Source organism: Massilia sp. Masssp94 (assembly GCF_059491305.1).
Genome location: NZ_CP168501.1, coordinates 1,760,380 through 1,775,030, shown reverse-complemented (window position 1 = coordinate 1,775,030; position 14,651 = coordinate 1,760,380). Strand labels below are relative to the sequence as shown.

General features: G+C 65.7%; 13 protein-coding genes. 6 read left to right on the top strand and 7 right to left on the bottom strand.

Annotated features, from left to right (window positions below; genetic code table 11):
- The first annotated feature begins 8 nt into the window (after nucleotides 1–8).
- The gene (locus ACEN9G_RS07755) at nucleotides 9–2,327 is read left to right on the top strand and encodes a UvrD-helicase domain-containing protein (RefSeq protein WP_413339761.1); all 2,319 of its coding nucleotides are present in this window, start codon (nucleotides 9–11) and stop codon (nucleotides 2,325–2,327) included.
- A 46-nt stretch (nucleotides 2,328–2,373) separates the two neighbouring features.
- Here the strand turns inward: ACEN9G_RS07755 and ACEN9G_RS07750 are convergent, their stop codons facing one another.
- Genes ACEN9G_RS07750 through ACEN9G_RS07740 form a run of 3 tightly spaced genes read right to left on the bottom strand, consistent with a single transcriptional unit; the run spans nucleotide 2,374 to nucleotide 4,592 of the window.
- On the bottom strand, nucleotides 2,374–3,141 hold the full coding sequence (locus tag ACEN9G_RS07750) for a BPSS1780 family membrane protein (RefSeq protein ID WP_413339759.1): 768 nt from the start codon (nucleotides 3,139–3,141) through the stop codon (nucleotides 2,374–2,376).
- The gene (locus tag ACEN9G_RS07745) at nucleotides 3,138–4,097 is read right to left on the bottom strand and encodes a homoserine kinase (RefSeq protein WP_413339757.1); all 960 of its coding nucleotides are present in this window, start codon (nucleotides 4,095–4,097) and stop codon (nucleotides 3,138–3,140) included. Before ACEN9G_RS07745 ends, ACEN9G_RS07750 begins: the two co-directional genes overlap by 4 nt.
- Before the next feature lie 51 nt (nucleotides 4,098–4,148).
- Nucleotides 4,149–4,592 (bottom strand): DUF2782 domain-containing protein, encoded by a 444-nt coding sequence (locus ACEN9G_RS07740; protein WP_413339755.1) that lies wholly within the window; start codon nucleotides 4,590–4,592, stop codon nucleotides 4,149–4,151.
- A gap of 174 nt (nucleotides 4,593–4,766) precedes the next feature.
- Here ACEN9G_RS07740 and polA point away from each other — a divergent pair, with 174 nt between their 5' ends.
- Nucleotides 4,767–7,529 (top strand): DNA polymerase I, encoded by a 2,763-nt coding sequence (gene polA / locus ACEN9G_RS07735; protein WP_413339753.1) that lies wholly within the window; start codon nucleotides 4,767–4,769, stop codon nucleotides 7,527–7,529.
- Here polA and ACEN9G_RS07730 read toward each other — a convergent pair.
- Nucleotides 7,523–8,302, bottom strand: a complete 780-nt coding sequence (locus tag ACEN9G_RS07730; protein ID WP_413339752.1) for an alpha/beta fold hydrolase — start codon at nucleotides 8,300–8,302, stop codon at nucleotides 7,523–7,525. The two genes, polA and ACEN9G_RS07730, sit on opposite strands and share 7 nt — an antisense overlap.
- Before the next feature lie 212 nt (nucleotides 8,303–8,514).
- Between ACEN9G_RS07730 and ACEN9G_RS07725 the strand changes: the two genes are divergently transcribed.
- The 4 genes from ACEN9G_RS07725 (at nucleotide 8,515) to ACEN9G_RS07710 (ending at nucleotide 11,676) form a co-directional block, all read left to right on the top strand.
- Nucleotides 8,515–9,720, top strand: a complete 1,206-nt coding sequence (locus ACEN9G_RS07725) for a DUF4382 domain-containing protein (RefSeq protein ID WP_413339750.1) — start codon at nucleotides 8,515–8,517, stop codon at nucleotides 9,718–9,720.
- A 64-nt stretch (nucleotides 9,721–9,784) separates the two neighbouring features.
- Nucleotides 9,785–10,591 carry a dienelactone hydrolase family protein gene (locus tag ACEN9G_RS07720; protein WP_413339748.1) on the top strand — a complete coding sequence of 269 codons (807 nt, stop codon included), beginning with the start codon at nucleotides 9,785–9,787 and terminating at the stop codon, nucleotides 10,589–10,591.
- Between the two features lie 159 nt (nucleotides 10,592–10,750).
- The gene (locus tag ACEN9G_RS07715) at nucleotides 10,751–11,452 is read left to right on the top strand and encodes a ZIP family metal transporter (RefSeq protein ID WP_229411932.1); all 702 of its coding nucleotides are present in this window, start codon (nucleotides 10,751–10,753) and stop codon (nucleotides 11,450–11,452) included.
- A gap of 80 nt (nucleotides 11,453–11,532) precedes the next feature.
- The gene (locus ACEN9G_RS07710; protein ID WP_156403652.1) at nucleotides 11,533–11,676 is read left to right on the top strand and encodes a hypothetical protein; all 144 of its coding nucleotides are present in this window, start codon (nucleotides 11,533–11,535) and stop codon (nucleotides 11,674–11,676) included.
- 6 nt (nucleotides 11,677–11,682) lie between these two features.
- On the opposite strand, the gene ACEN9G_RS07705 is transcribed toward ACEN9G_RS07710, so the two are convergent.
- Genes ACEN9G_RS07705 through ACEN9G_RS07695 form a run of 3 tightly spaced genes read right to left on the bottom strand, consistent with a single transcriptional unit; the run spans nucleotide 11,683 to nucleotide 14,596 of the window.
- The gene (locus ACEN9G_RS07705) at nucleotides 11,683–12,546 is read right to left on the bottom strand and encodes a sulfurtransferase (protein ID WP_483126541.1); all 864 of its coding nucleotides are present in this window, start codon (nucleotides 12,544–12,546) and stop codon (nucleotides 11,683–11,685) included.
- A gap of 9 nt (nucleotides 12,547–12,555) precedes the next feature.
- A complete protein-coding gene (locus tag ACEN9G_RS07700) occupies nucleotides 12,556–13,467 on the bottom strand; it encodes a DMT family transporter (RefSeq protein WP_413344745.1) in 912 nt (303 codons plus the stop codon).
- 13 nt (nucleotides 13,468–13,480) lie between these two features.
- Nucleotides 13,481–14,596 (bottom strand): aromatic ring-hydroxylating oxygenase subunit alpha, encoded by a 1,116-nt coding sequence (locus ACEN9G_RS07695; protein WP_413344744.1) that lies wholly within the window; start codon nucleotides 14,594–14,596, stop codon nucleotides 13,481–13,483.
- Between the last annotated feature and the right edge of the window lie 55 nt (nucleotides 14,597–14,651).

The following is a 14,651-nucleotide window of genomic DNA, read 5'->3' as shown; positions in this document are numbered from 1 at the left end:
ATGTCCGCATGAATCTCCTCGACAATCTGAACCCCGAACAACTGGCGGCCGTCACGCTGCCGTCCCAGAGCGCCCTCATTCTCGCGGGCGCCGGGTCCGGCAAGACGCGGGTGTTGACCACCCGCATCGCCTGGCTGATCCAGACCGGGCAGGTGTCCCAGGCCGGCATCATGGCCGTGACCTTCACGAACAAGGCCGCCAAGGAGATGCTCACGCGCCTCTCGGCGATGCTGCCGGTGAATACGCGCGGCATGTGGATCGGCACGTTCCACGGCCTGTGCAACCGCCTGCTGCGCACGCACCACCGCGACGCCGCGCTGCCGCAGACGTTCCAGATCCTCGATTCGCAAGACCAGCTGTCGATGATCAAGCGAATGCTGAAGGCGCTGAACGTGGACGACGAGAAGTATCCGGCCAAGGACCTGATGTACTTCATCAACAACGCCAAGGACCGGGGCCAGCGCGCGCACGAGGTCGAGGCGTACGACCACGTGCAGAAGCGCATGGCCGAGCTGTACGACTTGTACGACCAGCAATGCCAGCGCGAAGGCGTCGTCGACTTCGCCGAGCTGCTGCTGCGCGCGTATGAGCTGCTGCAGCGCAATCACCCGCTGCGCCAGCATTACCAGATGCGCTTCCGCCACATCCTCGTCGACGAGTTCCAGGATACCAACGACCTGCAGTACAACCTGCTGAAGCTGCTGGCGGGCCACGGCGAGCAGCGCGGCGGCGCCCTGTTCGCCGTCGGCGACGACGACCAGAGCATCTACGCATTCCGCGGTGCGAACGTGGGCAACATGCAGGCGTTCGAACGCGACTTCGAGGTGAAGAACCTGATCAAGCTGGAGCAGAACTACCGCTCGCACGGCAATATCCTCGACAGCGCCAACCACCTCATCTCGAACAACGCGAAACGCCTCGGCAAGAACCTGCGCACGGACGCGGGGCTGGGCGAGCCGGTGCGCATCTACGAAGCGTCGTCCGACCTGGAAGAGGCGCAGTGGATCATCGACGAAGCCAAGAGCCTGATGGCCGAAGGCGTGTCGAAAAGCGAGATCGCCGTGCTGTACCGCTCCAACGCGCAGAGCCGCGTGATCGAGCACGCGCTGTTCGCGGCCGGCCTCCCGTACACCGTGTACGGCGGCCTGCGCTACTTCCAGCGTGCCGAGGTCAAGCACGCCATCGCCTACCTGCAGTTGATGGACAACCCGCACAACGACTCGGCATTCCTGCGCGTCGTGAACTTCCCCACGCGCGGCATCGGCGCCCGCTCGATCGAGCAGCTGCAGATGGCGGCGGAGTCGTACCGCGTGTCGCTGTACGCGGCGGTCCCGTACATGACGGGCAAGGCCGGCACGGCGCTAGGCAATTTCGTGAAGCTGATCGAGAGCGCGCGTTTCGAGACCCAGCAATTGCCGTTGCCGGAAATGGTGCGCGTCGTGCTCGAGCGCAGCACGCTGCTCGCGCACTACGGCAACGAGAAAGAGGGCCAGGAACGCATCGAGAACTTGCAACAGATGGTCGGTGCGGCCACCCAGTTCGTGCAGGAAGAGGGCTTCGGCACGCATGCGCCGGCCCACCTCGGCCCGCAGGCGCAGGCTGCCACCGGCACGGCGATCGTGGACGGCGACGGCGTGGAAGTGCTCGACGCGGATGCCGCGCTGTCGACCGTGATGTCGCCGCTGTCCGCCTTCCTCGCGCACGCATCGCTGGAAGCCGGTGATGCCCAGGCGCAGGCCGGCCAGGAAGCGATCCAGCTGATGACCGTGCACTCGGCGAAGGGTCTGGAATTCGACGCCGTGTTCATCACGGGCCTGGAAGAGGGCCTGTTCCCGCACGAGAGCAGCGCCCGCGAGATGGATGGCGTGGACGAGGAACGCCGCCTGATGTACGTGGCGATCACGCGCGCGCGCCGGCGCCTGTACATGAGCTTTACGCAGCAGCGCATGCTGCACGGCCAGACGCGCTTCAACATGAAGTCGCGCTTTTTCGACGAGCTGCCGGAGCACGCGCTGAAATGGCTGACGCCGCGCGTGCAGACGAACTGGTTCGCGGGCCGCAAGTCGACGACGGCGTGGGACGATGCCGAGTTCCGCGAAGGCGGCAGCGACAATCATATCGCCAGGCAGATCGCGCAAAAGTCGGCCGGCGGCAACGGCACCGGCTGGCGCATCGGCGAATCGGTCAGCCACGCGCGTTTCGGCGAGGGCGTGATCGTCAACATCGAAGGCGGCGGCAGCAACGCGCGCGCGCAGATCAATTTTGGCGCGGCGGGGATGAAGGTGCTCGACCTGTCGGTGGCCAAGCTGGAACGGATCGGCCGATGAGCATGTACGCGTAATGGTGGGCCCTGTGCCCACCATTACGCCGACGTCATATCGGCTGCGGTGCCTTCTCCATCGGCTTGCCGAAGATGGTGCGGTAGCCGGCATACATCGCGCACTGCAGCAGCAGCATGAACAGGAAGATCAGCCACATCAGCACGACGCGGCCCAGCGCCGCGTCGCCGAACACCAGCGCGGCCAAGATGCACACGCCGAAGAAGATGCCGAACCACGCCGCCAGCAGCACGAGGAACGGGCGCGCCGTGCGGATGACGGCGAAGAAGCTGTAGAACGTGGCCTTGCCTGGTCCCATGTGCTTCCAGTAGGTGAGCGGGGCGGCGAAGCACAGCGTCACCAGCACGGCCACGTCCAGCAAAAAGACGCCGAACAGGGCCAGCATGTGCGACGTCTGCACGTTGGGCGGCGTCTTGGCGTCCGGCCGCGGCATCATCTGCATGATCACCTCGGGCGGAATCGCCAGCCGGGTGATCACCATCATCAGCAGCGACACGGCCAGGTAGACGAGCCCCAGCTTGCACAGCGCGGCCAGCGCCGGCTGGCGGAAGCCCGTCAGCAGCACGGCCGGGGTGACCCGGTCGCCGTTCTCGATCATCAGGCACGCCTGCATGAACGCCATCGTGAACGACGGAATCAATACGACCGCAAGTACCGAACCCAGGATCGGCACGGCCGACAGGCCGATGCTGAACAGGATATTGGCGAAGAGAAGCGTCGTCAGGGCGGCAGGCTGTTTGCGGAACAGGCCCATGCCTTGTTTCAGCCACTCCCATCCGGTACGTGCGGGTAAATCGTTCATGCTGTGAGGTCGGGGGCGCCTTGCGCGATGCGCTCGCGCAGGACGCGTTCGAAGTGGGTCGGATCGTGCGGCGTGAGCATTTCGGCTTCGCGCGGACGGTGATAATCATACAGGCGCGACAGCCAGAAGCGCAGCGCCGCCGCGCGCAGCATCGGCAGCCATGCCGCGTGGTCGGCCGCCGTGAATGGACGGACCGCGTGGTACGCGCGTGTCAGCGCCACGACGCGTGCCTCGTCGAGGCGGCCGGTGTCCAGGTCGATGCACCAGTCGTTGACGGTGACGGCCAGGTCGAACAGCCAGGTGTCCCAGCCGGCAAAATAAAAGTCGAAGCAGCCGGACAGGCGTTCGCCGACGAACATCACGTTGTTGCGGAACAGGTCGGCATGGACGGGGCCGCGCTCGAGCTCGGCATACGTCGAGCCAGCCGCGAAGTCGCGCTGGAATGCGAGTTCGGATTGCAACAGCGCGGCCGTCTCCGCGTCGAGGAACGGCAGGACCTTCGGCACCGTCTCGACCCACCAGTCCAGCCCGCGCAGGTTCGGCTGGCGCAGCGCAAAGTCGCGGCCGGCCAGGTGCATCTTCGCGAGGATCGTGCCCACTTCGGCGCAGTGGACCGGCTGCGGATCCATCTGCGAGCTACCGTCGAGCTTGCTGACGATGGCGGCCGGCTTGCCGTGCAATGCCACGACGAGCTCGCCGGCGTCGTTCGCCACCGGCGCCGGCACGGGAACGCCGCGCTCGGCCAGGTGGCGCATCAGCTGCACGTAGAAGGGCAGTTGCTCGAAGCTCAGGTTTTCGAAGATGGTGAGGACGTACTCGCCGCGTTCCGTCGTCAGGAAGAAATTACTGTTTTCGATACCGCTCGCGATGCCCTTGAGCGCGAGTGCTTTGCCAAGAGGAAATTGCTTGATCCACTGGGAGAGGTCATCCAGCGTGACCGGGGTGAAGACTGCCATTGTGTAAGTAGGAAAAGTCGCGGGTGCGGTCGCCTCAGGCGACCGGGCTGGTTACTTCTTCTCTGGCTCGGCGGTAGCCGGCATGGGAGGAGGAGGCGGCGCGTCGGCCGTCGTCGGGGCGTTGGTACCGGATTCGCTCGTGGCTTTCCGCTTGCCCGACAGGTCGAATTCACCCACCTTCCACTGCGGCGCGCGGATCGAATTCGTCTGCGCGTTGCCGGGCTGGGTGTTCGGTTTCATGTAGTAATGGCTGCCACCGGGCGTGGTGACTTCGACTTCGGTGACCTGGCCGCCGTCGCGCGTTTCCTTGATCTGGGTGCCGCGCTTCGGCGGAATCGTGGTCGCGGGGACGTCGCTGCCCGGCTCGATACGCTCGAGTTTCGGCGGCGCCGGGCTCGGGGTCGGCTGCGCGGTCTGCTGCTGGGCCACGGCCAATCCTGCCTGGCAAGTCAGGAACAGCGCGAAAGTGGCGAGGCGGATAGGGGTACGCGGCATGATGATCACCTTTGTCGTTTAGTTCATTGTAACAAACGGCGCCACTTCGCTGTGAAAAGTGTGGCTTCGTCCCCATCTGGATGACATCGCCTGCCCAGCTTTTCTCCATTCCCGATTCTGCGATAATGGCGCACGTTTTGCCGTGCCGCCGCGGCCCACTTTTTACTCTGCCCTATGGACAACACCCTGCTTCTCGTCGACGGTTCCAGCTATCTATACCGCGCTTTCCACGCACTGCCCGACCTGCGCAGCCCGGACGGCTACCCGACCGGCGCGATGCACGGCATGGTCAACATGCTGCGCCGCCTGCGCGCGGACTTCCCGGCCGCGTACATTGCCTGTGTGTTCGACGCGAAGGGCAAGACGTTCCGCGACGACCTGTATCCCGAATACAAGGCGACGCGCGCCTCGATGCCGGAAGACCTGGCCAGGCAGATCGAGCCGATCCACGAAGTCGTGCGCCACATGGGCTGGCCGATCCTGATGGTGGAGGGCGTCGAAGCGGACGACGTCATCGGCACGCTCGCGGCGCAGGCGACGGCGCGCGGCCTGAACACCGTCGTCTCGACGGGCGACAAGGATCTCGCCCAGCTCGTCAACGACAAGGTCATGCTGATCAACACGATGAGCAACGAAAAGCTCGACGAAGCGGGCGTGCTGGCCAAGTTCGGCGTGCCGCCGAACCGCATCATCGACTACCTGACCCTCATCGGCGACACCGTCGACAACGTCCCCGGCGTCACCAAGTGCGGCCCGAAGACGGCCCTCAAGTGGCTGACCCTGCACGGCTCGCTGGACGGCGTCATCGAGAACGCGGCGTCGATCACGGGCGCCGTCGGCGAGAACCTGCGCGCCGCGCTGGACTGGCTGCCGAAGGGCCGCGAACTGATCACCGTGAAGACGGACTGCGACCTGGCGGGTCACGTGGTGTCGATCGAAGAGACCCTCATCGGCCGTCCCGAGGACAAGGACGCGCTGCGTGACTTCTTCCAGCGCTACGGTTTCAAAACGATGCTGCGCGAGATCGGCCCCGGCAACGCGGGCAAGTACGGCATGCCCGGCGCGTCCGGTGCGCCCGCGCTGAATTCGCCGGAAGGCGCGGCGGGTACGCAACCGGGCATGCCGATTATCAAAGGCGAGTACGAGACGGTGACCACGCAGGAGCAGTTCGAGCGCTGGCTGGCGCTGATCGATAAAGCCGAGCTGACGTCGGTCGACACGGAGACGACGTCGCTCGACCCGATGACGGCGGAGATGGTCGGCATCTCGCTGTCGGTGGAGGCGGGCAAGGGTGCGTACATCCCTCTCGCGCACCGCTACGCCGGCGTGCCGGAGCAGCTGAACCGCGAAGAGGTCCTCGAGCGCATGAAGCCGTGGCTGGAAAATCCGGACAAGCCGAAGCTGGGCCAGAACCTCAAGTACGACAGCCACATCTTCGAAAACCACGGGGTGAAACTGCGCGGCATCGTGCACGACACCTTGCTGCAGTCGTACGTGTTCGAATCGCACAAGCCGCACGACATGGATACGATGGCGCTGCGCCACCTGGGCTACACGACGATTCCCTTCGTCGACGTGTGCGGCAAGGGCGTGAACCAGATCTGCTTCGACCAGGTGGAGCTGGGCCGCGCGACGGAGTACGCGGCCGAGGACTCGGACATCACCCTGCGCCTGCACCACGCGATGATCGGCCACGTGGAAAGCGACAAGGGCCTGGACTATATCTACCGCAGCATCGAGCTGCCGACGTCCGTCGTGCTGCAGAAGATCGAGCGCAACGGCGTGCTGGTCGACGCGGATAAACTGGCGGCGCAGTCGAACGAGCTGGCCGCGCGCATCATGGAACTGGAGCAGCAGGCCTACGAACTGGCCGGCGGCCCGTTCAACCTCGGCTCGCCCAAGCAGATCGGCGAGATCTTCTTCGGCAAGCTGCAGCTCCCCGTCATCAAGAAAACGGCGACCGGCGCGCCGTCCACCGACGAAGAAGTGCTGCAAAAGCTGGCGGAAGACTATCCGCTGCCAAAGATCCTGCTGGAGCACCGCGGCCTCTCCAAGCTGAAGTCGACGTACACCGACAAGCTGCCGAAGATGGTGAACCCGAAGACGGGCCGCGTGCACACGAACTACGCGCAGGCCGTCGCCATCACGGGCCGCCTCGCGTCGAACGATCCGAACCTGCAGAACATCCCCGTGCGCACGAGCGAAGGCCGGCGCATCCGCGAAGCGTTCGTGGCGCCGGCGGGCAGCGTGATCGTGTCGGCCGACTATTCGCAGATCGAGCTGCGCATCATGGCCCACATCTCGGAAGACGAGGCGATGCTGCGCGCGTTCGCGGCCGGCGAGGACATCCACCGCGCCACCGCCGCCGAGATCTTCGGCCTGCCGCCGGAAGAAGTGCAGAGCGAGCAGCGGCGCTACGCGAAGGTCATCAACTTCGGCCTCATCTACGGCATGAGCGCGTTCGGCCTCGCGCAGAACCTGGGCATCGAACGGGGCGCCGCGAGCAACTACATCGAGCGCTACTTCCAGCGCTTCGCTGGTGTCAAGCGCTACATGGACGAGACCCGTCTGCTCGCGAAGGAGCGGGGCTTTGTCGAGACGGTGTTCGGCCGCCGCCTGTGGCTCCCGGAGATCAACTCGCCGAACGGCCCGCGCCGCGCCGGCGCCGAACGGGCCGCGATCAATGCGCCGATGCAGGGCACCGCGGCGGACCTGATCAAGCTTGCGATGATCGCCGTGCAGGACTGGATCGAGAAAGACGGCCTGCGCACCCGCATGGTGATGCAGGTGCACGACGAACTGGTGCTGGAAGTGCCGCAGGAGGAGCTGGAACTCGTCAAGCGGAAGCTGCCGGAACTGATGGGCGGCGTGGCCACGCTGAAGGTGCCGCTGGTGGCCGAAACCGGTGTTGGAACGAACTGGGAGGAGGCTCACTGAGCCTGTAAAAACTCCCCGGCCAACCGCGCGACTTCCGTCGTCGCCAGCAAATTGTAATGCGTCGTCCCCGGCACGATGGCCAGCCGGGCGGCGGCGCGCAATGACCCATCCAGCCCCGCGTCGCGCTGCCCGCCGCCGAGCGCCTTGTAGAACCCGGCGATGTGTTCCAGCGTGATCGCATCCGCATCCGCGAACACCAGCATCGTCCGCGCCTGGATGGCACTCACCTGCGGCATCCAGTCGTAGTCGTGGCTCTGCAATTCTCCCATCTTGCGGAAAGCCGTTTCCCAGTTCACGGCCGGATACAGCTTGCCCAGCGGCGACTGCGCAACGTGCGCGCCGATCTGCGCGGCCTGCGTGTCCATGTGGTCGAAGGCCATGCGCACTTCCGGATAAAAACCGTCCCGGCCGGCTGCCGCCGACACGACGATCAGCCGGTCGACGACGTCCGGATGCCGGATCGCCGTCTGCAGCGCGACGCCGCCGCCGAACGAATACCCCAGCAGGTCGGCCTTGCCCAGGCCGAGTTCCCGGATCACGCCCGCGACGTCGTCCGCCAGCGTTTCGAAACGCAGCGGGCGGTCCACGTCCGGCGTGTGGCCGTGGCCTTGCAGGTGGATGGCGATCACGCGGCGGCCCTCGGCCAGCGCGGCGATGTTCGGGCCGAACGCTTCGCTGGCCATGATCCCGCCGTGCAGCAGCACGAGCGGCTTGCCGCTGCCGTGTTCTTCCACGTGGATCTGCATGCCGTTGACGGTGATGGAAGTATTCATGGTGGTCCTCGCAAGTGGGTGAGTGCCATGCAGAATACTCAGCCATATTATGTTGTCAAACATATCTTGTTCAGTATGTTTTCCCGGCTACAAGATGCTTCAGGTGTAAGCAGACGTTTCAATGTGCGTTGCTTAACATAAAAATTTCCGACCGGAATGTAGATTGTATGTACCGTCCGTGATGAGGCGGGCATCCATACAAGGCACACACCATGAACAAGACATTCCACCAAGCCGGGCTGCTGGCAGGCAGCGCTCTGATCGCAACCACTCTCGTCGCCTGCGGCGGCGGAGGCGGCGGTTCGGGTACGCCGGGACCGGCGACGACCGCGTCCACGGGCACCCTGAGCGTCGCGCTGACCGATGCGCCGGCCTGCGGTTTCGATGCCGTCAACGTCACGGTCAGCAAGGTCCGCGTCAATGCCAGCGCCAGCGCGGGCGATACGGACGCGGGCTGGACCGACATCACCCTCGACCCGGCCCGGAAGATCAACCTGCTGAACCTGACCAACGGCGTGCTCGACACGCTGGGCCAGACGCCGCTGCCCGCCGGCCACTATTCGCAGCTGCGCCTCGTGCTGGACGCGAACGCGAATACCGTCGTGCCGACGGGCGGCACCGAACAGGCGCTGGTGACGCCGAGCGCCACCCAGAGCGGCATCAAGCTGACCAGGGAATTCGATGTCGCGGCCGGCCAGCAGGTCGACCTCGTGCTCGACTTCGACGCCTGCAAATCGGTGGTCACGCAAGGGAAGGGCCGCTACCTGTTGAAACCCGTCGTGAAGGTCGTGCCGACGGCCGCCGTCGGCATCTCCGGCGTCGTCGCCGCGTCGCTGCTGGGCAGCCACGTGACCGTGTCGGCGCAGCAGAACGGCGTCGTGATCGCGTCCACCGTGCCGAATGCGACGACGGGCGAATTCTTCCTGTCGCACCTTGCGACCGGCAACTACGACGTGGTGATCACGGCCGACGGCCACGCGGCGGGCGTGGTCGGCGCCGTGCCGGTGGCGGCCAGCGGCAGCACGGTGCTGAGCACCACGGGCGCACCGCTCGACCTGCCTGCCGGCGCAACGGGAGCTATTGCGGGCACCGTGACCCTGCCGGCGAACGCCACCGAAGCGGCCTATGTGTCGGCGAAGCAGACGTTCGCCGCCGGCCCGACGGTGACCGTCAAGTATGCCGGCGCCGATATTTCCACCGGTGCGTACGTGATCGCGAACCTGCCGGTGACGGCGCCGCGGTACGCCGTCTACAGCGCGACCCTGCCGCTGACCTTCACGGCAGCGACGACGGTGCTGCCGGGCGTGGGCAAGTACCGCGTCGAGGCGGCCGGCACGGGCTACACGACGAAGGCCATCGACCTCGTCGACATCTCGACGGCCAATGCAACCAAGGTCGATTTCACGCTGGCACCCTGAACAAGCGCGCCGCCGCCGCCGCTGCTAAGATAGCAAGCCTTTCAAGACCCAACGAAGGAAGGCGATGAACGACAACGCAAGCGGCTTCGCGGCGGCCGCCCAACCCATCGCGGCGCAGTCCGTGATCCACACCGAGTCCGACGGCCTGGCCGTCGGCACCATTCGCCTGGCCGTCGGCGGCCAGGAAGTGCCCGTCTATGTCGCCCGTCCGGCGGGGCGGGACAAGCTCCCGGTGATGATCGTCGTGTCCGAGATCTTCGGCCTGCACGAACACATCGCCGACGTCGCGCGCCGCTTTGCCAAACAGGGCTATCTCGCGCTAGCGCCCGACTTCTTCATCCGCCAGGGCGATCCGTCCACGCTCCCCGACATGGCCACGATCCTGGCAAAAATCATCCGCAAGGTGACGGACGCCCAGGTGATGGGCGACATCGACGCCTGCGTCGCGTGGGCCGGCGAGAACGGCGGCGATATCGACCGGCTCGGCGTCAACGGCTTTTGCTGGGGTGGGCGCATCACGTGGCTGTACGCGGCGCACAACCCGCGCGTGACGGCGGCCGTGGCGTGGTACGGCAAGCTGGTGGCCGATCCGAATCCGCCGGGCCAGCCGGCGCACCCGATCCACGTCGCGTCCACGCTCACCGTGCCCGTGCTCGGCCTGTACGGCGCGAAGGACACGGGCATCCCGGTCGCCACGGTCGAACGGATGACGGCCGCGCTGGGCGAGGGGACGAGCGATTCCGCGATCGTCGTCTACCCGGACGCGGGCCACGCCTTCTACGCCGACTACCGCCCGAGCTACAACGCGAAGGATGCCCGCGACGGCTTCGCGCGCGCGCTGGCCTGGTTCCGCGAACACGGCGTCGGCTGACGGCGGCACGCCCGTCGGGTTACAATCAACGGTTTGCGCCCGGGGCGTGTGCGTCCGCACGCCCCCAGAAAAAGAAGAGGCTTTCAGATCGACCCGATTCTCATCTCCATCCTGCTGGCCACCGGCCTGGCGGGCGTGGTCAGCATCACGGCCGCCGCGGTGTTTTCCTTTACGCTGCTGTCGAAGGTCGTCGAACGCATGGTCAGCCTGTCGGTCGGCATCATGCTGTCGACGTCGCTGCTGCATGCGTTGCCGGAAGCGTTCGAGTCGAAGGCCGACACGCATGCGCTGTTCGCCACCCTGCTGGGCGGCCTGCTCGCGTTCTTCCTGCTGGAGAAGGTGGCGCTGCTGCGCCATTCGCACCACCACGAGGGCGACGGGCACCATCACGCGCATGGCCACGACGCGCGCCAGGCCGGGCGCGCGGGCTGGATGATCCTGATCGGCGACGGCATGCACAACTTCACGGACGGCATCCTGATCGCGGCCGCCTTCCTCGCCAATCCGCAACTGGGCATCGTCACGGGCGTGGCCATCATCGCCCACGAGATCCCGCAGGAGATCGGCGACTTCATCGTGCTGCTGAACGCCGGCTTCTCGCGCGTGCGCGCCTACGTGTTCAACCTGTTGTGCAGCCTGCTGGCCGTGCTGGGCGGGATACTCGGGTATGCGACGCTGGACCGCGCCAGCGACCTGATTCCGTACGTGCTGGTGTTCGCGTCGTCCGGCTTCATCTACATCGCCGTGAGCGACCTGATGCCGCAGATGCAGCGCCGGGCCACCGTGCGCGAATCCATTCCGCAAGTCCTGCTGATCGGCCTCGGCGTCGTCATCGTGCTGGTCCTGACGCACGGCCATTAAGATACTAAACGCTGCGCCCTGCGGTTGACAGGGCGATTCCTTGCGACCTATGCTGGGCCGTTAGCTGAACGGAGGCCGGTATGGCGAAGCTCTTGAGTGAATGGATTGCAGCATTGCGCGACAAGCCGTCGCGCTTCGCCTACGTGGTCGTGGCCCTCGTGCTGTCGGTCGTGCTGTTCACGCTGGCGGATTTCTTGCCGGCGCCGTACGACTTCAGTCACTGACGATGTTTACGCGGCGCCCGTCGCCACGGCGCGCCGCGGATCCGCCGTCCACTCGCTCCACGATCCCGGATACAGCGCCGCACCCGGCATCCCGGCCACTTCCAGCGCGAGCAGGTTGTGGCACGCGGTCACGCCGGAACCGCATTGCATGATGGCGTCCTGCGGATCGCCCACCGCCACTTTCAATTCCGCTTTCAGCTGGTCCGGCGCCTTGAAGCGGCCGTCCGCCTGCAGGTTGTCCTTGAAGAAGCGGTTCTTCGCGCCCGGGATGTGGCCGCCCACCGGGTCGATCGTTTCGTTCTCGCCGCGGAAGCGGTCGGGCGCGCGCGCGTCGACGATGGTCTTGCCGCCGTGTTCCACGTTGTGCAGGATCGCGTTCACGTCGACCGTCGTCACGAGGGTCGGACGGGAAGCGATGCTGCCGCGGGCGCGCGGGGCCGGCGCGTCGGTGACGACGGGCTGGCCCGCCGCCTGCCAGGCGGGCAGGCCGCCATCCAGCACGGCGACGGCGCCATGGCCGACCCAGCGCAGCATCCACCACAGGCGCGCGGCGTACATGCCGCCGTGCGCGTCGTACGCGACGACCTGCGTGTCGTCGTCCACGCCCCAGCCCCGCAGCAGCTCGATGAACGCGTCCTGCTCCGGTAGCGGATGGCGGCCACGGAAATTGCCGGCGGCGTCGCGCCTGGCGCCCGACAGTTGCGTCTCCATGTCGGCGAAGACGGCGCCCGGGATGTGGCCGGCCGCATAGGCGTCCCGGCCGGCGGCGAGGTTCATCAAGTCGTGGCGGCAGTCGACGACGACCCACTTCGAGTCGTTCATGTGTGCGGCCAGTGCGGCGGGTTCGATCAGGGTCGTGAAGCTGGACATGGCACTCCTTTATTCGCTGGCGATGGGATCGGTTTCCTTGACGACGGCGCCGCGCGCCGTGCGCGTCGTATTGTAGAACGTCGCGGCGATTCCCGAGACGAGGATCACGCCCATGCCCAGCCAGACATGCCAGTCGAACACGTCGCCCCACAGCATCATGCCCCACAGGCTGGAAAAGACGATGCCCGTGTACTGCAGGTTGGCGACGACGAGCACCTTGCCGATGCGGTAGGCGCGCGTCATCGCGATCTGGGCGCCCAGGCCGCTGGCGGCGATCGCCAGCAGCAGGCCCATGCCGTGCCACGATTGCGGGCGGAACGTATTCATGCCGTTGCCGAGCAGCGAGCCGACGAGGCCCGCCAGGCCCATCGTGACGGAAAAATAGAACACGACGCGGTATTCCGGCTCGCCCATCTGGCCGAGGCGGCGCACCTGCATATAGGCCATCGCGGCGATCACGGACGAGCCGATGGCGACGAGGCCGCCGACCCATTCATGCGTCTCGACGGCCGGCCGCAGCACGAGCGTCACGCCGACGAAGCTCATGGCGATGGCGAGGGCCAGCGGCCATTCGGGCAAGCCCTTGCCGCGCCACCAGCCGGTGACGAACATGTAGGCGGCGAGCCAGATCGGCGCCATGTAGTTGAGGGTCACGGCGGTCGCCAGCGGCAGCTTGGCGATCGCGTAGAACCACATCCACAGCGAGACCACGCCGACGACGCTGCGCCACAGGTGTTCTTTCGGGAAGTGGGTCTTGAACGAACCGCCCTGCAGGCGGATCATCGGGAACAGCAGCAGGGCGCCGATGAGACCCCGGTACATCACGATTTCCGAGGTCGAGTAGAGCGAGGAGGCCAGCTTCACTGCCGCGCCCATGGCGGCGAACAGGAAGCTGGCGAACAACATCCAGAGTGGGGCCATCAGCGACTAACCATCACATCCCCGGGGGAATATTGTCGATCTTGCTGCGATACCACTCGTGGAAGTGCTGCATGCCGTCTTCCATCGGCGACTGGTACGGGCCCGCCTCGGTCACGCCGCGCTCCATCAGCGCCTTGCGGCCGGCGTCCATGCGCAGGGCGATCTCGTCGTCCTCGACGCACGTCTCCATGTAGGCGGCGCGTTCCGCGTCCACGAAGCCGCGCTCGAACAGCACGAATTCTTCCGGGTAGTAGAACTCGACGACGTTGCGCGTCTTCTGCGGACCCAGCGGCCACAGGGTCGACACGACCAGCACGTTCGGATACCACTCGACCATGATGTTCGGATACAGGGTCAGCCAGATCGCGCCGTATTTCGGTGCCTGGCCGTTGTTGAACTTCAGGACCTGTTCCTGCCATGCCTTGTAGGCCGGCGAGCCGGACTTCTGCAGGCCGCGGTGCACGCCCACGGTCTGGACGCTGTAGTCCGGACCGAATTCCCAGCGCAGGTCGTCGCAGCTGACGAAGTTGCCCAGGCCAGGGTGGAACGGCTCGACGTGGTAATCCTCCAGGTAGACCTCGATGAAGGTCTTCCAGTTGTAGTCGCAGTCGTGCACCTCGACGTGGTCGAACATATAGCCCGAGAAATCCAGGTCCTTCGTCACGGACATGTGCTTCAGCTTGTCCATCACGTCGTAGCCGTTCTGTTCGAACAGCAGGCCGTTCCAGTTCTGCAGCGGCGTCCTGGACAGGTTCAGGCAGGGCGTGTCCGCGAAATGCGGTGCGCCGATCAGCTCGCCCTTGAGGTCATAGGTCCAGCGGTGCAACGGGCAGACGATGTTCTTGGCGTTCCCCCGGCCATTGAACATCAGCGCCTGGCGGTGGCGGCAGACGTTCGACATCAACTCGATGCCCTGTGCGTTGCGCACCAGCATGCGACCCTCGCTCTCCGATTTCAGGGTCGCGAAATCGCCCTTCTCGGGAACCATCAACTCGTGCCCGACGTAGCGGGGCCCCTTGAGAAACAATTGCTGCAATTCACGCTGCAACAGCGCGTCGTCGAAGTAGACATTTACCGGAAGCTGGGCGAGCGAACGCGCCAGCTTGGCGTGGGTAGCCAGATCGGACATCCCAACCCCCCTTTACAGAATTTCAGCCAAAGAAGAGAAAGAATCCGAGAACCAG